Raw genomic sequence first — 26,335 nt, 5'->3', positions numbered from 1 at the left:
CATATAAAAATTAAATAAGGGGGCAAAAACATGCTTTACGAAAACCTTCCTGGAATTAACGTCACTTTAAAAGATGGCGGATTAATCATCCCAGAAACTGGCGGATCAGAATCTATTCTAATCATCGCTCCGTCTCTTGTGGCTAGCGCTCCCGAAGAACCAGTATTAGTACGTAGTTCTTCTGAACTTGTATCATTCGGCTTCGGTGACTTCTATGTAGGCGGACAGGTAAACCCTATCGCTGCTGAATGGAAAGCTGCAACTGATGGTGGAGCTAAAGTAGTTTACTTAGTAGCTCTTAAAGAAATTGATTCAGCTCGCGCTGGTGAATTAGAGCAAGCGGCTATCGATGCTGCTGTAGCAGGTGGATTAACATCTCAAGCTGCAACAACTAAGTATAAAGATGTACTTAAAGGTACAACTGATGCTGCTGCTATGCGTCGTAAATTCGTTTACTTCTACGATTTACTAATGAGCGATCTTCTTGATTTCTCTGTAGATCACGTAGTTTTAAAGGGAGTAACACTTGAGGATGAAGTAGCATCACTTGAAGCTGCATTCTTCCCTGAAGTACCAAATATCGAAGACTTCCCATACATTGGTGGATTCGTTAACTCTTCTTATGTGTTAACAGGTGGAGTTGTTAATTATCCATTAGCTGTAAGTGCAGGTACTAGCGATAAGTTGGTTGTAAAAGTGGGCGGTACTGACGCAACATTCACTCTTCCAGCAAAAACGTACAACGGTACGACATTAACTGTGAATGACCTTGCTAATGACTTACAAACAGTTATTAACGCTTCTACATCAGGAGTAAAAGGAAAAGTCACTGTAGACAACGGTAAATTGGTTATCTACTTCGCAGATACTGCTGTTGTTCAAGCTGGCACAACTGCAACTGGTCTTCAATTGACTGGCTCTGGTGTATTGCAAAAAACAAACCAAGGTTTAATTACTAAAGGTTCTTTTGCTCAAACTCTTGCAGATTATTGCCAAACAAAAACATTGATGCGCGACGCAAGCATTGGTTACATCGGTGTTAAATCTCCTGTAGATACAAAAGTTTCTACAATCCGCAAATATGTGGACGAGCTTGCAAAACTCGACACAGAAATTTCTCCTTACCTTCAGGTAGTTGTTTCTGAAGTGGGCGTAATCTTACCAGTTACGAACGCTGTTCAATATGTAAACGGTGCAACAGCTTATGCCGCTTTACTTTGTACACTACCTAAACAATCAGCTCCTACAAACAAAAAACTTCCAGGTGTTAAAGCTATCCGCTTTGACTTCTCTCTTCGTCAACTTTCTCGTTTAACAAGCAAGAAATTTGTGACATTCCGTATCAAAGACGGTACAAGCCTTGTGGTAACTGACGGTATAACTACTGCACCTTCAATCTTACTTGGTGGAGTTAACCGCGATAGCGACTTTGCTCGTGTTTCTACTCTTCGTATCGCTCAATTGGCTATCACAGTTGTACGTGAAGCTGTAGACCCATTCATTGGTGAAGCAAACGGTATGCCGGAGTACAACGCTCTTAATACAGCAATTAAGTCTGCATTAGAGACAATCCGCGAAGCTGGCGCAATCACAGGATACAAATTCTCTGTTGCTAACGTTACATCTCGTATGGACGAAGCAACTGTAATTTTAGAAATCGTTCCTGCATTTGAATTACGTCGAGTTCAAGTTCAAGTGAACTTATCTCCATCAGACGAGTACCTAGCTAGTCTTGGTCTTTGAAGAGTAGGGGAGGAGAAGGGAATTCCTCTTTTCCTTCCTTAATAAAAAAATAAATAACAACAGGGGGTAACAACCTATGCCGGAATTATCTCGCTATAGTAAATCATATACGACGTTCAGCGGTGCAGATATCGTATGTACGTTTAACGGAGTACAAATTGGTGAGCTTCAAGCTATCACTTACAGTGTTACTCGCGAAAAAGGGCCAGTCTATGTAATGGGCGACCCGAATCCAAAATCATTTTCACGCGGAAAACGTGGAATTGCTGGTTCATTAGTATTCACTATCTTTGATCGTGATGCTTTATATGACCTTAAACAACAAGCTACTGTTCACCGTCATGGCTTAAACCAAACAGATCAATTATCTGGTCCTATTCTTAGTGCAACTGAGAATGCTGCTGCTTCTACAGCACGTAATGATTTAATCCAAGGCTGGCAAACAAAGCGTAAAGCTAACTTCATTGATGAAATTCCTCCATTCGATATCACGATTAACTTCCTGAACGAATATGGACAAGCTAGTAAAATGGAAATCTACGGCGTTGAGATTCTTAACGAAGGAATGGGAATGTCAGTAGACGACTTAACAACTGAAAAAGCTTGTACTTTCGTAGCACGTAACATTGTTGAAATGCGCGCTATGGATGAGTGGGAAACTGATAAGTAATCTACTCAATGAGTATACGAAGGAGATGCAATTGCATCTCCTTTTTATTTTGTTTCTCCTAGTAAAAACGAAATGGAAATGGTTATGTTCCGCTTATACAAATTAGAAAGGTAGGGATGTCTATGGCAGGTTCAAAACAGAGTATTAAACAAAGTACTCGCTATCAAAACACGTATACTAGCTTCGCCGGTACAGATATCGTTGCTATTGTTACACCTAGAAGTGGGAAGCCAAGGGTTTTAGGTGAATTGCAAACAATTTCTTACTCATCATACAGACCTACAGCTCCCGTATATGCTTTAGGGCAAATAGCGGCTAAAGGTGTAGTTCGAGGTGTAAGAACAGTTGCAGGAAGTTTAATCTTCACGGTATTTGACCGACATGTACTTTACGACGTAATGGCCGACTTTAATAAAGATAATTTTGAGTCCATTAATAAAGCGGATCAACTTCCTGCTTTTGATATTGTTGTTCAGTTTTTAAATGAATATGGACAATCATCTAAACTAACTATCTATGGTGTACACCTAATCTCTGAAGGACAAACAATGTCAGTCGAAGACATGATTACAGAAAATACAATGGAGTTTATTGCAATGGATATCGACACGATGACTCCAGATGCTTTCGAATAATAAGGAGGTGCAAATATGAGTGGTGGATCAACAGGTAGTACTACCCGAGAAATGGAACAAAAATATGCAAGTTACTATTCTGGTACAGATATTCGTATTTATTTTGGCGATGACTGGATCGATGAGATTGTAGAAATTGAGTGGTCAGTACAGGAACAAGTAGCACCTATTTTCGGATATTCCTCTTTTACATGGGACAAAGTGGCTCGTGGAAATCGTTTTGTTCAAGGCTCCTTCTCGATTAACTTCAAATCAGCTGGATATTTACAAACCATACTTAATAGTTTAAGTTCTGAAATGACAGAAGATAACGAGTGGTTCAGCATGGATGAATTCCGTGAAAGGATAGACCTTAATGATGGTCGAATTAACGGACATCCAGGTAGTAACCAAACATCTGTCGAGTACGTTATCAATAACTTTGAAGAGCTTGCAAATGATTATGAATACGCATTGTGGGGATTTGATAGTGATTCAAATAAAACGATAGACAGTCGTAAGCACGACACGTTTTTTTATGGTACAAAAGCAAATGCGAATAATAAAGCTTTAAAAGAACATGGTTTTAACATCCTTCTAACCTACGGTAATGCTCCAGATCCCGCGAGAGGACGAGTAGGTTATCACACAGCCCAAACTATCGTTGGCGTTCAATTAACGGGCGTATCTCAACGAGTAGACCCCTCTGGTAACCCTATTTCAGAAGTTTATACCTTCATTGCAAAAGACATTTCCGGTAACGTAGCACAAAAATATTAATTACTACTTTTTATATTGAAAGAAAGAGGAGGAAGTGCAATGGCACCACGCAAAAAGAAAGAAGAATTATTCGTTGAAGAAACACATGAAGAATTAGCACCAGTTGTTAATCTTGGAGAAGAAATCGATGAAGATGATCCTGCATTAGCGGAACAAGAAATCTTCCCAGGTGGACCTACTTATAATGACCTCGAAAAATGGAAGTCTATGTATGCAGGAGAAGTATACTTGACTGAATTTGACGAAGAAAATGTATTCGTATGGCGCCCTATTAAGCGTAAAGAATACAAGGATATTGCAAAAATCCAAAATGCAGACCAGTTCTATAAAGAAGAACGTATCTGTGAAAAATCAATGTTATTTCCTGAGAAATATGGATTCATGAACATGAGTACAGGTAAAGCTGGTATTCCGACTTTATTATCTGAAATGATCCTCGAAAAATCAGGATTTGTAGCAAAAACAGGCGCAATGCGCTTAAGCTAAAAGCGAAGGAGGCGTTTATCGTCTCCTATTTTTTATTTAAGGAGGGATTTTAGATGGATTTAACATTAGATCCTAGTTTGTTAGAGGATAAAATTGACGAACTACCTTTTGAATTTGAAAGCTATGAAGAAGAGGTGGCTTTTAAAGAGCAACTGCGTTTATGGCACGAAATGTACGGCAATGTCTTTACAACAGAAGTAAATGAAGTTCATTTCTTTTTCCGAGCTATAACAAAAAAGGAAATGGAAATTGCTCAGGAAGTATATCAAGATGATTACGAAAGAACGGAATATATATGTAAAACCTGTGTTATTGAACCTGTAATTGATGATTACTCATTAGACATTTTCGCGGGTATTCCAGAAATTCTTTGCAGATCTATTCTACAGGAGTCGGGTTATACAGATGCTCAAAAAGTAAAAATCATGATTGCTAAATGGGAGCAAAAAATGAAAGATGTTGAAAACCAACTTCCGCTTGTTATCAAAGAAGTGTTTACTGATATTGATATAGAAGAAATAGAAGCATGGTCAATGTCTAAAATGACGGAATACTATGTAAAAGCAAGATGGGTATTAGAAAATCTTCGTGGTTTACAACTAGTCAGTGAGGACGAAATGAGTCAAGGAGAATAAAAGGTGGTGAAAATAAATGGCTGATAATAAGCGTTCTAATGAAGAACAAAATCAAGAACAGAAGAAGAGTAGTCTCCTTGGTTCTATAGCTCGTACAGGAGCTTTAGTAGGTGGAGGAGCATTAGCCTATACTAATCGTACAGCAATAGCTAGAGGGCTTTCTCACTTGTCTGGTGAAGTGTCCTTATTAGGAAGCCGAGTGTTAACTAAAGAAGGGCGTCTAGGTAATGCTCTTTCTGATACGCGTGTATTGTTAACGGGTGTTTCTGATGCATTAGGAGACAATCCTTCTATTTTAAGAACATTACGAGCGGGTTATGACAAAGATGTCCAGGAGAAGATGCGTAAAGACTATGAGGCTTCTATCCGTAACAATATTAAAAAACGTCAAACTCATAACAATAAGCCAGGACAAAACCGAACAGAGCTTGCTTCTCGTTATTATAGAGAGTTTTATAAACGAGAAATGAACGGACTTAATAAGTTCCAATACTCTGCGACACAATCTTTTCGTCAAAATCAATTCCTAAAGGAATTAGGAAATCATTCTGAAATAAAGAAGCATGGCGGAGATAAAATTCTTAATTCTCTTATGGATTACTATAACAAGAATGCAGGAATTATTAATCAGCCAGCAAATCACATTGATGATTTCATAAAGCATCTTGAAGACGGAACATATAAGCATAAAGTATCTTTTAAAGATAAAACCGAAAAAAATGCTTTTCAGAAGCAGATGCTTCAAACACTTGATAAGTATTCTGAAACAAAAAAAGTCCATGACACACATGAAGGTATCATCTCTCAGCAAGCAAAAGCAATGGAGACTGGTTCCGCTTATGCCTTTATTAAAGATGCGATGGAAACAACAAGTTTAATAGGCAAAGCTTTAGAAAAGAAAGGTTTTCGTGCTGCTACATTAAAAGATGTTGAGCATTTGGATGAAGCTTCTAAACGAAAGTATGGATTAATTGTTGATGATGTTGATAACAAACTAAAAGACAAGTCTATTGATGTAACAAAAGAATTACGCAAATTCCTTGATGAACATCGTCATAATGAGGATTTGAAAATCTTATTAGCTAAGAAAGGGCATTCCTTTGATTTTAGTAACATCAAATTAGATAAGCATCTTTTTATCCATCATGAAACAGGAGAAGTTCTTGATAATCGTCATCTACGAGATACAGCAATAAATGCTATTGATACGTTCCAAGATTCTGTTAAAACATCATTCTTAAACATAAACCCTGTTGATTTAACACCTTGGCAAGCAATTCGTTCAGGTCAAGCTAAAGAAGGTTTACAAGTATTAAGCGCCGGGCAAGTTCATGGATATGTTCGTAATCTTGGAGATCAAGCATTTGACGATGTAACAAAGGCTACGCATAACGGTGCTATTCGTAATCCATTAAAGAATAGTGATCATTTTTATACAGGTGGAAATGTATTTCGTTTTACGGAAGAAAAGGGCTTAGAACTTATTGATGAAAACCTTTATTTAGCTCCATCCCAGTTCGGTGCATTCTCTCGTATGCATAAAAACATGACAAACTACAGTGAACTTGAAACTGAAGATGAACGTGGATGGTTAAAAAAGCTTTTTGATCTAGGACATCAAGAAGGCGAAAGTCGATTAACTACGTATAAAAAAGCATGGAATAAGCTTAGTGATCCTATGTATGGACCGAATGCTTTAAGAAGCCTTGTCTATGATTTGCATACAACCAATGAAGGGCAAGAGAATTTAATTCGCGACGTTTACAACGTTATGCGTGTTGGTATTGACCGGAACACAAAAAGTTTAACACGAGAAGCCGGGGAAGTATTAGCACCTCATGTAAATAAGGTGTTTGATCATATTAAGGTAAACGGAGAAGCATTTGATTTTTCTCGTTTAACTGATGATGATTATCTGAAAGATGCTGCTCTTGTTTTTCATAAGGAACTGAAAAATGGTGATACGAATCTAAACATGTATAGAAGCACCTCTCGTTCTGTTTACAATGAAGGATTAACAGAAAGAGACGCTAGTAAATTATATGAGGATTCAGCCACTAAAGAATTATCTAGATGGACTCAGAAATATATTAAAGATCCAGAAGGTTTTAGTGCTTCAAGAGAAGCTCCTATTGATAAGAGTCTTCCTCATGTGTTTGACTTTATGGTTTCGAGTCTAGGCGAAAATGAAGGACTTATTCCTGCGACAGAAAAATTACGCCGGTCTTTTCATCAATATGCACTTCGAGCACTTGACGATAATTTAGGGGATTTTGAACCTAGTAAAATCAAGAATGGTGTAAGAAATAGAACCTCTGTTGGTTATCTAATTGATGCCAAAAACAAAGGGTTCCTTTCGGATAAGGACGTTAAAAATGCAAAAGATTTAGAGCTGTTAACAGACTTATTGAGTTATGACAATATTCATGATGTAAATGCAAGAACAGCAGAAGCGAAAACATTCTTAGATGATATCATGCATATTAAAGATGGGGATGTTAGTTTCGATGAACGTAAACTGATTTTTGAATCTGGAAAAGTACAGTTAACAGGTTTAGGGCAGGAGTTACAAGAAGGTATTCTTCGTGCTCAACCAATACTAGGAAGAGCTCCTGAACCTAGTCAACCATCTTTAAATGGTGCAGACTTCATTATTATGCGTAAGAGCGGACTAAGACAGACCGCTAAAGAAACTGTTTCTGAACTAAACTTAAAGAACCTAACTGACTATGGTCCGATAGAAGATGGATGGGATCTTGCGATTAATACAGAAATGTATACCCGTAATGCCGCTTCTTCACTCTTTCAAGCAGGTAAAGATGTTACTCAAGAAATGTTTGCTGGTAGACACCGTAAAAGTGATTCGTTAGAAAATGTAACAACGTCAACCGCTATTATGTATGGATTAGCAGAGCGTTTAGATAACCAATTTACAAACTTCGGAATTGGTTTATCTCGACAAAATCTTGGGTCTTTCCAAAGTATTATGACGAATCAGTATCTACGTCGAATTGTTCTTCCGTATGCGGCATATCAACAAGCAGTATGGTTTGATGGTTTAACTGGTGACAATATCAGTGATTCAGCAGCAGATGCATATGTGAATACACATGAAACATTGGCACAAGTAAAAGACATGCTTGGTATTAATAAAGCAATGAAGCCTTGGGCGAAAGTGTTCCAAAATGCTGGTTTCGATCAAGTTAAAGATTGGGTTGGTGTTGAACAGTTAAACTTCTTAACGATGGGTGCTTTTACTGATTTTAGAAGTGCTGATGAAGTAGAGGATTATTACGAAAGTGGAGAAGATCCAATTCGTAAAAACAGATACTGGGGAATAGGTTCACCATCTCCTTGGTCCGGTAATGGTATTGAATACTATGCACCTAACTGGTATCGACGAATAAAGAGTGATTACAAATTCACAGATACGATGTATGGAGACGAAAGTGAGTACTGGGCAAATAACTGGATGCCTACATTAACTCATCCATTCGCCCCTATTAAACACTTCTTAACTGACCCTTATCACTATGAAAAGAAACATGAAGTAGATCGTCCTTATGCGATTACAGGCGGTTTTAGTGAAATTCAAAACATTCCAATCGTCGGTAACTTAATTGACGGAACAGTAGGGCGTATCCTTAAACCCCGTATAGAACATAAGGGATTAGAAAAAGCTCATGAAGAGTATTTAGCTTCTGTTAACCAATACATTTCTGAACAATATAGCACTGTTGAAGATGGCGCTTATCTAAGTGTTGCTCCTGGTGGTGGTGTTACTGTACTTGATATGTATGGTGATCAAGGTACATGGAATGGTATTGGTCGTCCTGAGCCTGTTAGTGGAATTAGCGGAACTGGTCCTACACATGGAGCTGAAGCTGGTCATGTTAATTACGGGAATGGTATAAAGGCTAGATACAAAACTGGTTCTGATGGCTCTGGTGGAGGTCTTAGTTTCGGCGGTGCGGGTTATGTTTCAGATGATGAAGATAGCCAAGATGGTTATGGTTCAGCACCAGGAAATGGCACATCTTTTGAATTAACTAAGCAACAGCTTGCTATGGAGAACTGGCAATTAGCTCAAGAAGGTAAAGGCAAAAAAGCTAATGCTCTTGGGTACATGCAAAAATTAAGCGGCAATATGTCTACTCCAGAAGATTTAGATGATGTAATGCAACTTGATAGTATCGCCAATACATTAACTGATGGTTTCTATAGCGCCTCTGAGTTAGGTGGTATTTACGGTTTCTTAACGAAAACAGGAATTGGATATACCGAATCATGGCGTGGAACTACGCTTGCTCCTTCAACATTAATGACTTCACCTAGTCGTTCTTTTTGGGATTTAAGTCTTGGTGGTGTAGGTGGACCACTTTCTGAAATTGGCCGTCGTTATATTCCTCGTGACCCGAATAAAAACTACTACTCTCCAATTCGAAATACAATGCCTGAATGGTTACCGGGTATTGAATCTTATACTGATTTCCTTCATGGAGACCCTTATACAAAAATCAAACAAGGTGAAATGAGACTTCCAGGTAAAGCTTATGAGAAATTATATAAGCTTCATCCAGATGGAACCGGAACAGGTGAATTTGCGAACTATGGTGTATTTGACCGATTCCGTATTTTAGCCGACGTTTCTCCCGATTCAGACCAGTATAAAGTAGCAAAACATGAAGTATCCTTACTCCGTCAAGCTGGTGGAATGTCAGAGGACATGGAAAAAGAATTTGATGAAATTACAGATCAAGTTCACAACATGCAAGACACAATGCGCTGGTACGATAAGAAATTTACCAATGCAGAAATCAAAAAGGAAACTGTTACTGTTACTAAGGTACTCGATGGCAATACCTTCATGGTTCAAGAATACGATACGCCAATCAAATTAGCGGGTGTTAAGTTAACCAAGAAGGATAACCAAGATGCTATTGATTGGTTAAGTCAGTTTATCAAACCGGGTGAGAAGCTCAAAATTGGTGTTGCTGATGACCCTTCACAAAGGTATAACAAAGACACTTACAATACATTATCTGCTGTAGTGTACGCGAATAAAAATGAAGAAGGTCGCTTTTGGTTCGAGTCTAATAAAGGACAATCCCTAAACGCGATACTTGCCAATCGTACTTGGAACAAGCCTGTACAGATAAAGGATAAAGGAACCGCTACTCAAACCGCTGCTCTTTATTCGAATGATATGATTACAGTGGGTAAATACATGGAAACACTCACACATGATATCTTACCTAAAGTTCCTTTCGTCGGAATATTAGCTGATAAATTCCTACAAGTACGTACTCCAATTGAGAGTTATAAACGTACACAAGTTTATAGTTCGGATTGGAGACCTTGGACAGAGCCGTATGAAGGTTGGATTAAGCCAATGATAAATACGGTTGCTTCTCAAAATCCTCTAATTGCCGGTGCTGAATTAGCTGCAATTGGTCATATGTTTGGAAAAAGAACAAAAGTTCAAGGGCTTGGTAGAGTTGGAGGATTCCTTCTTGGAGCAGGGTTAGCTTCTCTTCGTGTATTCGATGAAGCAGTCGAGCCAATGATAGGCGCTGATGGTGTATGGCTACCTAAAGAACGTGTAAAAGAGCGTGAAATCAACGAGTACTTTGACCGTTTGAAATACGTTAAATATCGTGGTCTTTATGAAAAAGCTAGACGATTAGCGGAAAGCGAAGAAGGAGTAGATGTTGAACAATTCTTCGATGAAGCCGCTGAAAAAGGTAAGAAAAACAAAGGACTAAAAAGATTCTTAACAGATAAGAAAAGAATGTTGTCCTTAGCGAAAAAAACAGGTTATGGTGATCCAGAAGCCGTTAAATCACAAATCAGTGACTTATCCTCTGATATAAAGGACATCGAAGGAAGTAAAGAAGCTTTTCAAGCTGGAAAATACTCAGCGTTAGCTATTCAGTACAGAAAAGAGTATGAAGGTACTCTTTATGGAATGGATGGTTCCGCTAGTGATCGAACAGCTCTAATGAGAGCTTTAACACCTAAAGAGCGTGAGTTTATCCCGCGCTTCCTTGAAACCACTAACTCTAAAGACCGCCAAGAAATCTTAAAGTATGTTCCGAAAGACATAAAACGAATTCTACAAGGTAGTTGGGGCTTAGATGTAGATAAGCAAGAAGACATTAAAAGCTTCTTTAATCATCATTTTCTACCCGGACAAAATTGGTCTGGTTGGAATGCATCTGTAAATCTTGATGACATTAAAATTAAGGTGATGCAGAAAGCGGGAATTAATCCTACTAACTCAGGTTATTGGGGGAAAGACCAAGCTCGTGCTGAAAAACATGGAGCACAAGCTATTCCTGTTCATTCTCTAAGTGGAAAAATTGATACTAGTCGCTTATCTGAAGCGTTACAAGGTGCAGGATTATCTGATGTTGATGTCCGATTGACCACTTCCTATGGAGATGGTCCAGGTGGAGTTAATACATCTATTAACATTATGCAAGATGTGAAAAACGAAATTTTAGATACAATTAACGAAAGTGCTCTTTCGATTTTCTAAAATACTAAACGGCGCTCATTCTTTAGGGGATAGCGTCGTTATTTTTATAGGAGGGATATTCTATGGATGAAATTAAACGCGTACCTCTAAAAAACAGAGAACTAACACCTGTTTACATAACAGCTGATGGTTCGGGCGCTATAAGTGGACTAAATAAGCAAGAAAAAGATCAAGCAGTTAAAAGACAAGAAGCGCTTGCTCAAACATATAACTCGTTACTAGAAGGGAATCGTATTAAATCGATTGGGGTTTGGGAATCTGCTCGTACACCTAATAGTTTTAATGTGAATGCCCAACAAGCTCTCGATCCGTTTATGAAGTTAAAAGCTAAAGAAAATATTCATTTTTTTGATATTGAAGCAATTGGTACTCCTGAACACTTAAGAACAACAAAAGGACTGGATTTGTTTGCAATCACAGAGCTTTCTTTTGGTGGTACACAATTCACAGGAGATCAATTTGCTCGAAACAAAGGTCAAATCGTCTCAATGGCTGTAGCTCCAGGAAAGCATGAGTATGAACGTTTAAAAACTCAAATTAACCAGTTGAAGAGAAACCCAATGATGGCTGTATCACAGGATATGCATCGTACTTTATTGGATTTAGCTAAGTATGCTGATGCAGACAAATTTAAAAGCGCTACACTTAATGGTAAAGCTTATACATCTCTTATCGGTCATGCGCGAACTCCTGCAGCCGGAACAGCGTTAACACGAAATACGGTGAAAGAAATTGAAGCAGGATTAAACAACCTTTTTAACAAGGGGACTAAACTAGAAGATGCTTTATCTATTTTTCAACATGATCTAAAAACAAACAATGCAAAGCTTGGTGGTTACAACATTCATCATTATGATTTGCCTGCTATTTTAGGTTCAATTAAAAATAAGGATATGAAAGACTTCTTCACTTCCGCTTCCAAAACCTCACTTGATTTTTACCACGGTTATTCTGCTACTGCTAAAGATCCTTATTCTTTAACTGGTGCTAGTTTGCGACAAGAACATATTCACCAAGCTCTACTAGGTAAAAAAGCAATTAAAACAGGTAAAGAGGTTCCAAAAGGTCAGCTTCCTACATTCTTATATCACTTAGCTGCAGACGATATCCAAGCTAATATTGATATTGCTGGATTTACCTACAACCAAATTAACTCTTTCATTGAAGATGCTAAAAAATCTCCTGCTGAGTATGCATTAACACCTACTTCTTTAAAGACAAGTATCTTAGAGCAAGGACAAGAACTTTTCTCTTTCCAAAGTGGTTTCTTTGATAAAGAAAAACACAAATATAACTTAGTTGGAACAGCACAAAAAGATGGAAAGATAGAGCCTCGATGGTCTAATCTCAATACTTCTTTGCCTGCTAATGAAAGCTTTACAATAGGTGAATTTCTTCATAAGGTACCATTGCCAGGAACAGATAAACAGGGTTACGGTGTTCGTTTAAATTCTAAGGATATAGACGGGAAAAGTATCTTACTTATGTCTGAGACACAAGAGGAGTTAGCTCAACAAATCCATAGCTCTTTTATCAAAATAGATAAAGGCGATACGATTACACAACAACTTCGTAAAGTAAAAGTTGAACATGATTCGGCCTTTCGTGAATATGAAAGAATGTTTGATAGTAATGGTTGGAGCAAAATGAAAGAATTCTACCGCCATTTAAACAGTGCTAATGAACAAGCTAAGGACTTTAACTGGACTAAACATGTAACAGATTATGGAGGAACAGAGGAGTTAGCAATTAAATTCCCTCATATGGTAGAACGTTTAAAAGCAGAAAAGCCAGTATGGGATAGTGTTTCTGAACAACTTATCCAATCACGATTAGATGATAATCAAAAATCTATTGCTTTGCGTCATATTAAAGGCAAGTTTGATGAACTTGGTGATAATAAAGCAAAGGTAACTGCAGAAGGAAATAAGTTTTTTAACTTCGAATTTACGAAAGGTGACGAAACACTTTTCAACGCCAAAAATACAGAGCAAATTAAAAACTCTTTCCGTGGATATATTCGTGGTTCAAAAAGAGGTGATCGAGTAGGAGACCCTGAAAAATCTTACAAGATTGCACGTATTGAAGAACTAGGTAAATCTGTTATCCGAAATTTTAGTTTTGATAAAGAAAGTGATGAAACTAAAAAAGTTCACTCTATTGTAGAAGGTATGAAAAGAGAAGTATACGCCGGAAATAAAGTTGAAACAGCTTTAACAAGTATGGCTAACCTTGTTCGTGATCATGTGGAATTAAAAGGTAGGAGTAGCTTTACTCGTGAAATCACGAATGGGATTACTCCTGCTAGAAGTAAGGCAATTGATAAAATGAAAGAGATTTTGCCAGATGTTGTAGATGACAGTGTTAAACATGCACAATCATATTCAAAAGCAAAAGAAGCCATTTCATCTAATCCTCAATTAAAACAATTCCTACAAGAACAAGATAAGTACATCAAAGAATTATTTGATAAAAACTTTAGTGCTCATGGTATGAATAATACTGAAAACATTGAAGCAGCAAGTAACATGGCTGCTAAATATGAAAGTTTAGTTGGAAAGATTATGTCTGCTTATAGTAACGACTTCAACACTCAAATTCGTTTCATGGATGGTGGAAATCCTCTCCTTGTATTAGCGGATAAGAAGAGTGGTATAGACATTAATCAAATCAAAACGTATGAAGAACTTGTGAGTAATGCTAGGGTGGCAGCTATTGAGCTTCCTCATTTTGATGAAGACCATAAAGTTCGATATGGTAACAACCGAAAAGCAGCTGTTATTCGTTCTGGTGTTAGTAGCAAAAAGGGTGCTTATCATAGTACAACTGTAACGGATGCACTTAATATGATTCTTGACTATGCAGGGAAAGCAAAAGAAATTAATGAGCTTGCTGAAGGTCAGGGGAAAAGAAATCAATTTGTACAAATCCGACAAGGTTTACGTTATCGAGTAGGAAAACAGGTAGATCCAGTACCTACAGATGCAAACCGTAAACTTAATTACGATGATAAAGAAATGTTTGAATTGAAGAATGCTATTGGTGGAGAAATACGTTCAAGTAAATGGGATTTAACAGGCTATTCAGAAGCATGGTACCGCGAAAATCATAAGCGTCTAGGTTTATATACAACTGCTGATGCAATTGCTGATACTGCAAAAGAAAAGGGTGTTTCTTTCTTCGAGGCAATGGGGAATAGGGCGCAAGGTTATGCGATTAGCGGTGGTCTATCCGAATACGCTAGCAATATGCCTGGAGGCTTAAAAGGTAGCATGTTTGGTATTAATAACCGCTCTGCTTCAAAAGGATACTTGGGTACTGCCCGAACGGATGCCCGAACGTATATGGCACTCGGTAATTTTTATTCTGATGCTGTAGAGAACCCTCATAAAACAGTTAACTATCGTGCTGTTGATAAAGACAATGCTGAAAAGGTATTAAGTAAAGCGGGCAAGAACCAATCGTATCGTACAAAAAACAGTTTTATTTCTTCTGCGGCCTTTGATGTGTTAGAAAAAGCAAATGAGGTACGTGGTTTAACCTTACAAACAGGTTATATGACGGATGAAGAAATTGCCCTGAAACTTAAAGATAAAGAGAAAATAGCTGAGTACAAGACGCTTATTGATAAGGCTCAACGTAAAAATGAAATTTCTCCAAAAGAAGCTCGTCAAATGAAAAAAGCATTAGATATGGGGATGCTTTCAACTAGCGAAGGTCTTGCTTTTATGGACAATAAACTAATGAAAGCCTTTGACGGAATGGATGAAGTTCGTATTAATATGATAGCGGACAACGTTAAATTCAATAATACGATTGAAAAAGCTATTGATGAACAAGCTGAAAAACAAGGTCTAGAAAATGGCGCTTGGAAAGAAAAAGGGATCACCTTTGATAAACCATTAAGTATTAACGTTTCTGACATGATGAATGATAAAAATGTCTTAACACTCGGCAAGTACTGGAATAAAGGTATCGAATCTACGATTGAAGATGATAAACGTTTCCGTAAAGGTGACAAGGTTCATATTTTAGGATTTAATGCGGATGATATTTCTAGTAGATCACTTGTTTTAGGAAGGGAACGTAAAACAGGTCATGGTTTTAAAGCTGTAACAGAAGGTGGATTCCGTGCCACAATGACACCAATGCTAGGAGAAATCATGAGTGACCTATATGGCGTTGATGGAATTGAACAAGTCATTTCTCACCTTGGAGAAAAGAAAGGTGCTACTGATTTACCTGCATTAATTCGTGGTTATGATACTCAAATTAGACAACAATTTAGCGGTACAGCTACAAAGAAAATTAATAACTTTAATTCAGAAGAAGAAGCATTATCTGCTTTTTATCAAGATGTTGAACATATGGTGGGAATTAAAACAACGAACAAAAATGGTCAACGTACTGTTGCTTCTGACTTTGGTTTAGATGGACAGACTAAGCTCGCTAAGGAAGGTCGTGAGAAACTATCTGAGAAGTGGAAGGCTGAACTAGGTCTTGATCGAGAAGTATTTGCAGACATTACAATGTCACATGATGTATGGGATCGTCAAGGTGGTAAAGATCGCGGTAAAATCACTGTCAAAGAGATTGATATGTTAGACCGTTCTTATACTCGTTCAGGTTTTTATGCTCCAGGACAAACTTCAGCTCATGCTCAATTTATGAGAGATACTGTATTTGGTTCAGAAACTGCACCGGAAATCAAAGCACAACAAAAGGTGTTTAAAGAAATGGTAAATGCGATTGGAAACTATGAAAATGGTTGGACTCCAAAAACTGGTGATGCAGTTATTGACTACACTTCTGATGGTATGGGTGTAATGACTGATGTGAATGCTCAAATGAAAGATGGAGTACTTCACGTAAGTAAAGATTCTTTCCAGCCGATTCCGGAGAAAGTAGGCCACAATCAGACATTTACAGTCGGTGATTACAATAAAACCATTATTAATGCAGGTGCAGCAGAGGTTAATCTTGAAGCTGGCGGTAAAGGTGAAAAGCTTCAAAAATATCTAATGGAGAATAAAGGAACTGCTTATCTAAAACTTCCGGAATTTGCAGCTAATCAATATATTCCTCTTCTCGACACCGACTCTATGAAGCTACCGGGTGATGTGAACTTTAAAGAGAAAACAGAGTTTCTTGATACTTTGAAAGGGCACTATGCAAGCATTGCCCGTAAGACAGAGGAATATAACAACCTTTTTGTCACTGATAAGTTAGATGTAGAACAAGTTGCAAACCGTCGTAATGGTCTTGAAAAGGAAATTAATCGAGAGGTATCTAACCTTGTTAAAACATTAGGAGACTCTACTTCTAAAGAGGGCATGGCTCGTATCATGTCTAGAAGGTTGGAAATGTCTTCTCAGTACCAATTTGGTGGCGTTAACCCTGTTTTAGCATACGAGAAAAAAGGCGACAAATGGGCCAATAATGGTATTGCCAAAGAAGGCGAAATCTATATGAACTCTAAAGATGTTCGTAACTTAATTGGTGATAAGGCTGAAAACATCGCAACGTCTTGGGGTGTAGATCCAGCAGACATCGATACAAAAGAACTTGGCTTAAAACAAGGTAAAAAAGAAAGTGATGAAGCCTTTAGAAAACGTGCTACAACTGATTGGGTAATGAAAAACTGGAATGATAATGATACGTTTTCAACTACTATTCGTTATCCATCTATTGATGTTGGAACAACTCAGGCCCTTAAAGTGAAGATTGATGATGCTGTTGGAGAAGGACAGGTAGTTGGCCTTCGTGGTATGGCTGAACGTATCTCAGGGGATTTCGATGGAGATAACTTGGCTGTTTTCCTTAGTCATTATGGTGTAGATGATGATAAGCGTCGAAGTGCTATTCTAAATGATATTTCAAAATTACATGAATTTGATAAGGCTAAAAACGAACTAGCAGCTGACGTTATTATGAATGACGTTGAAAAAGGCTTCCGTCAAAACTTAGCAAAAGCTTCAAACCTAACAGAAGATCATGAGGATGTTATCTCCGCTTCTAAACGTTTCTTTTCTGGAGAAGATGATATTACTAAAAAACTTACTCTTGGTAATATGCATGGGACTGAAGCACAAGAAGCACTAAGAGAAGCTGTTAAAAGTGATGGAATGTATGCTAGTTGGGGTACTAACAAAAATGGCATAGGTGAATTAGCTAATGCTGAACATGAGAAATCTATATTAGCCCGTGCTACTTCTACAACAATTGGTAGTGTAGATAATACTCGTATGAGAATGTCCGCTGCATTCATGACAATGGCAGAAACAAAGTACAAGTTATTCAATCAAGCCGAGGACGCAACAAAGTATACCAAGCAAGACTATGTTCGTGAGACAGCTATGGTGGATGAATTTCTCCGTGAGTATTCTCAGAAATCCATTTCTGCTAAAAAAGTAGAAGGTTCAACTGCAACTGCTGAAGATGTAATGAGTGACTTGTATGGGATGATTGATAAAATCAACAATCCTAGCAATAAACTAGATTATGACACAGCGGCTGCCGACTTAGTGGATCGAGGTTTATTTAAGAACAAACCGTTTTTAGAAATAGGAAAAGGTGAAGTATATCAAGGTTCTAACCTTGAATTTGTTAAGAAGTCTTTATCTATCTTAGGTGAAGCGGAAGAAACCTATTCAGAAATGGGTATGAAGGGGTATAGAGAATCTAGCTTACTTGTAGCTGCTTCTCAAGGTATTGGATTCCATAACTTCTCCAACATGGTGAAAACGGGTGAACATATTCCAGGTGGGGATGCTGTTGGTGAAATCAGTAAAATTGCTAAGGAATATGGCAATGAACAAATGGCTAGACACCAAGAGTTCTTTGAAAAGACTGTTCAACGAGTTCATGAACGAAGAACTGCTAATATCAACGGACGATTAGAAGATGCATCTAGTTCACTTGAAATCATGAATAGTAATCAACCAGTAGAACCTAAAATACTAGGTAACAATGCTATTCCGATGCATCGTACAATTCGCGATCAAATAGATGATTCTTTTGAAGAGCTTGCAACTACTGCTAAGCATACGTTTGGTAAAAGTGCAGCAAGTATGGGAATGGTAGGGGCTTTAAGCTTCGGTGCTTTATGGGCAACCAATGCTTTAATGAAGAAAGCACCTGAACCAGAAGGATTACAAGAGATGGCTCCTGTTAATCCAGAGGTCTTAGGAGCACCTACAGCCCGTGTAACGCCAAAACAGAACGGGGAATACATTAATATTTCCGTTAATGCAAAAGCCGCTCAGCGCATGAATCTTAACGATTTAGCCGCTATGCTCAACAATGAAGTAATGAGTATGTCTAATGTCAACATGAACACGAATGTTATGGTTACAGACAACTCTCAAAAAATTGATGGTAAGTGGGTAGAGGGTGCTGTTGCAAATGTGATGGATAAGGGTTATGCATATTAATAGACAAAAAGAGAGTTAACATTTTGTTGGCTCTCTTCTTTTTATAAGAAAAAAGAGGTGAACACATGAAAGAGAAAATATTAATTACCTCTCTAGCAAGGGTAAGTGAAAACACTCCTTGGCGCGTTGGTATGTACTTAAATGACAACTATACATTTTTTAATGTAGGTGAAAAAGGAAATGTAGCTATGAGTCCGAGATTCAGTTCATTTCTTGCAGAAGTAGAAAAGAAAGTGTCTCGTTATCCTGTTGATGTTAGTTTTCACTCGCAAACTGAAAACAGGGAAATGGATATCACTAAGATAAGAGAACAAATTGTGTATGTGGATTGTAATCATAATGCACTTCGCTTAATCCAAAATGCCCGTTTTTATTACGGGAAAGAGGTGCTTGGAAATCCTTTGGCTGTGAAGTTACAAAAAGAAACTGCTAATACATTCAGCATCCTTAACACAGTTAAAGGGAGTATAGCTTCTACTGCTTTACAGTACATTGCTGTTGGTCGTGTGGAGAATGTACGAGACGGTGATACTATTGATGTAACTTTACTTAGAATGTCAGACTTTCTAGAATCTCGTTTCGGCAAAAATGCTCAAGTAGCTATTCGCTATAATGGTGTTGATACACCTGAAAAACATGCAGATGAACCAAATGCATACAAGGATGGCGAAAACACAGCGACTGGTAAAGATTTTGGTGTGACAATGGAAGATATGTACGAGATTGCTGACGAAGGATATAAGTTTAACATGAAAACATTAGGTTATTCAGAATCTAATAAACCGCTTGTTATCTTGGATTTTGATCGCGAAAAAGACGGGGCAGATCCGCTATTGGATGCCGGCTATGGAAGATACATTTCTGATGTCTATGCAACTAGTGAAAAGAATGCTGATATTGCAATGGAAAAAGTCAGTAAAGGAAATAAATTCGTTCATGTACCAAAGTCATTATTAACAACCTATTCGAAGAAATTCCCTCATATCCCATTGGGTATGTTCTCGGCTCACTTTGCTGTTGAAGGAGATACGGTGTTAAATCCATTTGATTGGGTATCGGAATTAGGACTTAAAACCTTTGATCCAAGCGGTCAACTTACAGCTGAAAACCTAAAAGATTATTTATCTGCTGACACTGGTATAAGTCAAGATTCAATGCCTTATTCAGAAAATATCAATCAAGATACGATAAATTTTGACACAAGTACTGGACCAGCTCCAAATAACTTAGACTTTTTTGAGCCATACGATGACCGTCTTTCGGTTTTTACAAAAGGAATAAAAACAACTGAAGACATAAAAAAACATTCAAAGGTTCGAATTGGCGATGTAATCCTCACAATACCTCCTACTTCTATTGAGGTGAATAAGACTTCTAACATCTCCAAAATAAAAACTCTACGAACAAAATCTTCTGTCCTTGTTAACCGTGGACAAACATTAACAACTCTCGCTATGGACTTATACTTTCATGACTTAGAATCAATTAATGGAACAAAGCTTCCGTGGAAACAAGGGAATTTCTTTGTTGATGGACTTAGACCTCTTCTTGCTCAATTCACGAAAACACCATTTGTTCCGATTGATAACTACTACATTAATGATGTGATAGGAATTCGAGATGTAGCATTAATGGATATAGAAGTCACAACTGTTCCAAACTTTCCAGAGTCGCTTACAGTTAGAATTACACTTGTTGAATTCAACAGCGAGGCATATCTTATGGATCATGATTCATTAGGTAATGCGATTAACTATCCAATGATGCGCTGGTTTTATAATCAAGCAATGTCTAGTCGTGATGAAAAATACCGTTATTTTAAAGCGATAGAAGGTCCAATTAGTAGCGATATCAGTTTTACAATTGCAGATGAAGAATATCTAGCTTTACGTAAAAATGCTATCCAGAAAATTAAATCGGTTGATTCTCCAGAAGAGATGAAAATCAAACTGAAAGAAAATGTATCTTATAAAGCAAAGAAAGAAGATAAAAGTGTGGTTGCGGAAATCCTAGACCAATACGAGCTTTATAGTGAGTCGAACATTAAAGAGTACACCATTATCGATGATGTAAGTACGCTTCATACCAATCTAGTTGCAGATCAATTACAACAAACGTATAAAATCAAAAAAGAAACAGCAGAAAACGCAACTAAAGAAGGCGTAGAACTTTACACTTCTATTTATGATGGGAAATACAAAGATGAAAACCTTGCTTCAAGAAGGAACATTTTTATTCCTTACGAAAGTCATGTGTTCTATCCTTTGCGATTCGATATAAATTGGTTCGAAGGTCTTTCCAGTGCGTTCTTCTCAGAACCTCCTGTTGATTATACTAAGGAACCTTACAAGGGAACCCAAAAGAAAGGGCTCTTTGTAGTTGATAAATTATCTGATCCAGATAATCAGGCAAAGTTAGAAAAATCATTTAAGAAATACTATGATTCGGATAAAAAGCGTTTCTTCCTTCCGGCTACTTCAGATGTTGTTAAAGCATTGAAGGATGTTGAAGGCAGTGCAAAAGATATGGAAGACGCTATTGATGATTATGAAGAAGATTTTAATGCAACTGTAGCTATCATTGATGCTAGTGAATCAGGAGTGCCAATGAAGAACTATCCAATCAGTGGTACAGTAGTTCCTGTTTCTTTAAATGTACGTTTTTCGAATGAATTTAGCGTAGCGCATGTTCAAGCTGGTGAAGCTGCTACTCTACAATATATGGGCGGTGGAGATCCTTACCTAGACTTAATTCTAGAAGTAGATGAAGAAGCGGCCAAGGATTTTAACAAACTGATTACCCTTTCTGACTATTACGCCAAAACGTATAATCAAGGAATTACAAACGGGTTCATAGGGGTTCAAAACGATTTAGCTCAATTATTTAGTCTTCGTTATATTATGATTGAAAATATTGCAATCAACACTGTCCCTGGATTCCCTGGTAGATATCAGTTAATGATTAAAGCGATTGGTTTTGACAAAACACAACGTCAGCGCGAAGAATTAAGGGGCTTGCCGGGTAATAGCAAGCAAATGGACTCTGAATTATTAGAAGAAAATAAAGGTGCTTTTGCAAATGACCGTATGCTTGAAGCAAGACTTTCTAAGTTGGAGGTATATCCAGACCTTGAACTTCCTACCTATGATGAGCTTAATGCTATTCTCCCAGATTTAGATGCAGGAGATATTGATGAATATGTAAATCAAACAGGCGGTACTTATGTTGATCCAGACTTTTATATCTCTACTGTAAGTACAATGCGAAAATTAATTGAAGAGAGCTATCAAAATGACCATCGTGTAAATATGTATGATGCAACAGGTGTTGGTGCTTATACGAGTAGTGGGGACATGGAAAAGCTTTTTGATACAACTGATGCCGATTGGGAGAAGCTTAAAGCTTTAGAGAAAGAAGATGGTGTTCAGCCTTTAGGATGGGTTTTTAAATGGCAAGATGGTCAAGACGATTCATCAGCTCAAGCTACCGATACATCAGCAGGAACAATCGTCTCCGATAAAGGTGGCGACCTAAAAGTAAGCAACAATGATATAAAATCTTTTCTAACTAGCGAAACGGATAATTCCCCTAATTATTATAAGTTCCCAACAGAAAAAGAATGGAATAAGTTATTTCCAAGCAGTGAATATGACTATGATACGTATTCTTCTAAACCAAATCCTAGTGAAGCAGCTATCTATAAAGAACTTGATAAGCTTGTAGATAAATACTTTAAAAAGTATTATTCTGCACCTAAGTTTATTGAGGAGTGTAGAGGTGACTTAAAAAGTGCTGATAAGTCTAAGAAAAAGGTTTCATATGCGCCACCTAACGAATTTTATATTATGAATTTTCCTTTACAACTTCGCAAGCTTGGAACAGGAGATATGAAAAAGGTAAATACGTTAACCAAAGACAAAAAAATAACGTATCCATCTGCGAAGGAATCTGACGCAATTAAGGATTCTGACTTTGGTAAAACAGACTATAAAATCACAAAGGAACGCTTTATGACTCTAATGAAAGCTTTCTTAGACAAGATGAGTGGATGGCAACATTACAAGGGTAAAAACCCAATGGTTAGTCGAATAGGACGAGCAGGTTTAGCTCAGGTAGATATCTCTGGTCAAGATTTCAAACTAGATGAAGCGAAACGCCTTATTTACAATTGGCGTTACAATCTTGATGTAGCAGTAAAACAATTAGCCACTCATTACAAGGCATTTACAGCCTTGAAGAAGGACTGTACAAACTTTGAGGTATGGTGTCGTCCTTGGGATGCTATGTTTGCGCTTTATGAAAAACCAGATGAAAAAAATAAAATCCTAACTTCTGCAAACATAACTGCTAGTGACTATGCAAATAGTATCATGAATCGATTTAATAACTACGCAACTAAACCTTTTAATACGCCTAGTGGTTTCAATAAAGAAATTTATAGAGAATTTGCTGGCTTGTCAAAAGAGGAAGAGAAGTCAATTGGTTACGGAGACAAAACGGATTATGTAACTAGCTTGCTAGATCTTGACTACTACAAACTATCTGTCCTTAAAGATGCTGGTCTTACTGTTGAATCTGATAAGAAAAACATTCGAAAAGCTATGAAGAAGTATCTTGAACAGAAAAGCTTTACAAAAGAGAATCTTTTTTCTGTTTACCAAGATCACTTAAAAATGCTTTACAATTTAGCTAATACCGATAGCAAAGTTGAGAAGGTGGTTGATGGTGCCGCTAAAATTGCTAGCTTTGTCCCTGCTTTTAAACTAGGTTCTTCAGTCGTTGATAATACTACAGATGTTTTAGCGGGCGACAAGAAAGATAAAAATGGGTATGCATATTCAAAAGATATCTATGAAAAAGGTGCAAAACTTTATCTCTCAATCAAAAATGTAGATGATACAGCCGAAGCTTCTCAACAAGCAATAGATACTCGTCTTTACAACGATGTCGATCCTCGTACTATCTACCAAGAAATGTTTCATGACTTACGCTACCATGACCAACGTGGACGTATGGTACGTGCTTTCCCTGGGTTCCAAATGTTTATTGTTCATGAGGGAGCCTATATTGGTAAGTATAAATTCTGGGACAATATGTATGGGTATAATGCTCTTCAAAGCATTGATGTGTACCGTTCACGTAAAATTGCTGCTGACACCGCTGTTATTTCTATGACTAATGTGTATTCAAACTTAACCACTCGTCGTACAGACGTTGATTATATAGACCATGAATTGAAATGGTGGGATAATCTCGTTTGGAATGAGATCCCTCAAGATTTGATTGATAAAAAAGAAAATGAGATCCATAAGAACATCAACCTTGAAACAGGTGCTCGAATCCATCTTCGTATGGGGTATGGGGCAACAGCTAATACTTTACCAGTCGTTTTCAATGGTACGATTACTGAACTTGAAATTGGCGACTTGATTGAAATAGTAGCTCAAGGTGATGGAGTAGAGCTTGGGAACGTTATTTCTGGTGACCCTGATGATACAAATAAAACATGGTTTAAGACTGTTGAAGAACCACGGGATTTAATTTGTAGTCTTTTGAGTTCAAAAGGTAGTTGGTTTAAAGATGTTTTGAATGGTGCCACAGATGGTCAGTTATTTAGAAATAATCCTCTAGGCATTATGCACTTTGGTCAACCTTGGAATACAGAAGATAACGATGCCACTGCAAGTAAACCGCTAGGAAACATATGGTGGTTCAATGATGACTATGGAGAAATTGCACAAAATATTTATTCCTCAAATGGTTCACCTACTTTTTCACAATGGCTTCAACCAAATGGAGAGCGTAATGATATTTTCCACGACTTTAGCTGGTCAAGGTTATGGGAGAATAAATTCAAACTCGCTAACCCCGGTGATGAAAAGAATGTCGTAGTGAAATTTTATAATAATACCGTTTGGGATATTATTCAGATGATTGCTTATACCTCTCCCGATTATATTGCGGCTGTACATCCTTTTGAGCTACGCTCCACATTATTCTTCGGAAAACCTTATTGGCGAGCAGCTTTCCAGTATGATTCTCGGTATGAATTTGATGCAATAAATAAAACATGGTCACGACATCTTGAACGTGAAGCAAGACGTCCATATATGCAACATAAGTTTTACACTTCTGCTTACGATATTATTTCTAATAACATTAAAGCAAGTGAAGAAAATATCTATACAAACGTCATTGTTAACTATGACGGAAAACAAACTCCAGTGCTTTACGCTGATGCAGATATCCGTTATGACAAACAAAAAACTCGTGTAATCGAAGCAGATATTGTTGCTACATTTGGTGATTATTATACATCGGAAGTTATGGCAACTTACTATGGGAACTCAGCTCTTCGAGATAACTTAAAAGATATGTACAAAGGTAATATACTTGTTATGGGTGATCCAACTGTTAAGCCTCACGATATGATGTATATTGGAGATAATATTGTTGATCTTCAAGGGAATGCACTAGTTAAATCAGTTACTCACCATTTCAGTCTAGAAACAGGTTTTGTTACATCAATTGAACCAGACTTACTAATAGTGAATGATGATCAAGTTATTTTAGAAATTGGTAAGTGGTATTATAGCTTTGCCTCTTCTCTTGCTACAACTGCTATTATGAAATCCTTAGCTGTTAAAGGAACTCGCAACTTAATTAACTGGACTACAAAAGCTAATGGAATTCCTTCAAATGTAGCGAAATGGTCATCAACCAAAGGTTTGCGACATCAAATAAGTTTAGCGAGTGATGGTAGTAAACACTTTGAGGATGCTATCAAAACAATGGATAAAATCATTGCTGCTGGTGATAAAGATACAGCGGCTTTATATCAGCAATTAGAGAAGCAATTAGAATCAGCACACGGTTCGATTCCTAAGCTAAATGCTAAAGCAGGATTAACAGCAACTAAAGATATCGGCAGAAAAGCAGTACTATTTTCGGCTTTAAAACATGTGCAAATGGTACGTGGGACAGGTGATGTAGTGAAAATAGGTAAGAGCTTAGCTACTATCGCAAAAGGGGCTGCAAGTGTTACCCCTGTTGGTCTTATTGTGAACTCCGCTTTGTGGATTGGAAGTGAAATGATTTTCGAACATTATCGACGATTCAAAGAAAATCTTCAGTGCGTTACCTGTATTCCTCTATCCTATAGAGGTCAAGAGTTAACAGCGGGTATTAACAATCATGCTGGTATGGTCTATGGTGATAATCCAGGACGTTATGACCGATTGTTCGGTGCTACATTTGGACAGGATGATGGTGATGATGTAGAGGGTACTTTTGGTAAAGCGCTATTTGAAATAGCTAATGCTATAACTGGTACAGGTGGAGAATATGCTGACAAAGAAAAAGAGCAAGAACTAAATAAACTCGCGACATCCACTAAATAGGAGAGGGGCATTGCCTCTCTTTTTTTTGTATAA

At 37.5% G+C, this 26,335-nt stretch carries 9 protein-coding genes; all 9 read left to right on the top strand.

Annotated elements, in window-relative coordinates; translation table 11 throughout:
* Positions 1-30 precede the first annotated feature (30 nt).
* The 9 genes from ACFX4N_RS23870 to ACFX4N_RS23830 all read left to right on the top strand — a co-directional run bounded on the left by ACFX4N_RS23870 (position 31) and on the right by ACFX4N_RS23830 (position 26,302).
* Positions 31-1,743, top strand: coding sequence for a phage tail sheath protein (locus tag ACFX4N_RS23870; RefSeq protein ID WP_377262789.1), 1,713 nt, complete (start codon positions 31-33; stop codon positions 1,741-1,743).
* A 76-nt stretch (positions 1,744-1,819) separates the two neighbouring features.
* The gene (locus ACFX4N_RS23865) at positions 1,820-2,413 is read left to right on the top strand and encodes a hypothetical protein (RefSeq protein ID WP_377262786.1); all 594 of its coding nucleotides are present in this window, start codon (positions 1,820-1,822) and stop codon (positions 2,411-2,413) included.
* 122 nt (positions 2,414-2,535) lie between these two features.
* Entirely contained in the window at positions 2,536-3,048 is a 513-nt protein-coding gene (locus tag ACFX4N_RS23860) for a virion structural protein (protein ID WP_377262783.1), read from the top strand.
* 15 nt (positions 3,049-3,063) lie between these two features.
* Entirely contained in the window at positions 3,064-3,807 is a 744-nt protein-coding gene (locus ACFX4N_RS23855) for a hypothetical protein (RefSeq protein ID WP_377262780.1), read from the top strand.
* Positions 3,808-3,846: 39 nt separating this feature from the next.
* Positions 3,847-4,293, top strand: coding sequence for a tail chaperonin (locus ACFX4N_RS23850; protein ID WP_377262777.1), 447 nt, complete (start codon positions 3,847-3,849; stop codon positions 4,291-4,293).
* Positions 4,294-4,346: 53 nt separating this feature from the next.
* The gene (locus ACFX4N_RS23845) at positions 4,347-4,928 is read left to right on the top strand and encodes a tail chaperonin (protein WP_377262774.1); all 582 of its coding nucleotides are present in this window, start codon (positions 4,347-4,349) and stop codon (positions 4,926-4,928) included.
* Positions 4,929-4,944: 16 nt separating this feature from the next.
* Complete coding sequence (locus ACFX4N_RS23840; protein ID WP_377262771.1) at positions 4,945-11,469, top strand: hypothetical protein; 6,525 nt, start codon at positions 4,945-4,947, stop codon at positions 11,467-11,469.
* A 62-nt stretch (positions 11,470-11,531) separates the two neighbouring features.
* The gene (locus tag ACFX4N_RS23835; RefSeq protein ID WP_377262768.1) at positions 11,532-18,902 is read left to right on the top strand and encodes a hypothetical protein; all 7,371 of its coding nucleotides are present in this window, start codon (positions 11,532-11,534) and stop codon (positions 18,900-18,902) included.
* Positions 18,903-18,967: 65 nt separating this feature from the next.
* Positions 18,968-26,302, top strand: coding sequence for a nuclease (locus ACFX4N_RS23830; protein ID WP_377262765.1), 7,335 nt, complete (start codon positions 18,968-18,970; stop codon positions 26,300-26,302).
* The last annotated feature ends 33 nt before the right edge of the window (positions 26,303-26,335 follow it).

Origin of the sequence: Priestia sp. YIM B13551, assembly GCF_042787905.1 — a bacterium.
In the GTDB taxonomy this organism is placed as follows: Bacteria; Bacillota; Bacilli; order Bacillales; family Bacillaceae_H; genus Priestia.
Note: the sequence above shows the minus strand (reverse complement) of the source record. Positions and strands in the feature narration are given on the sequence as shown.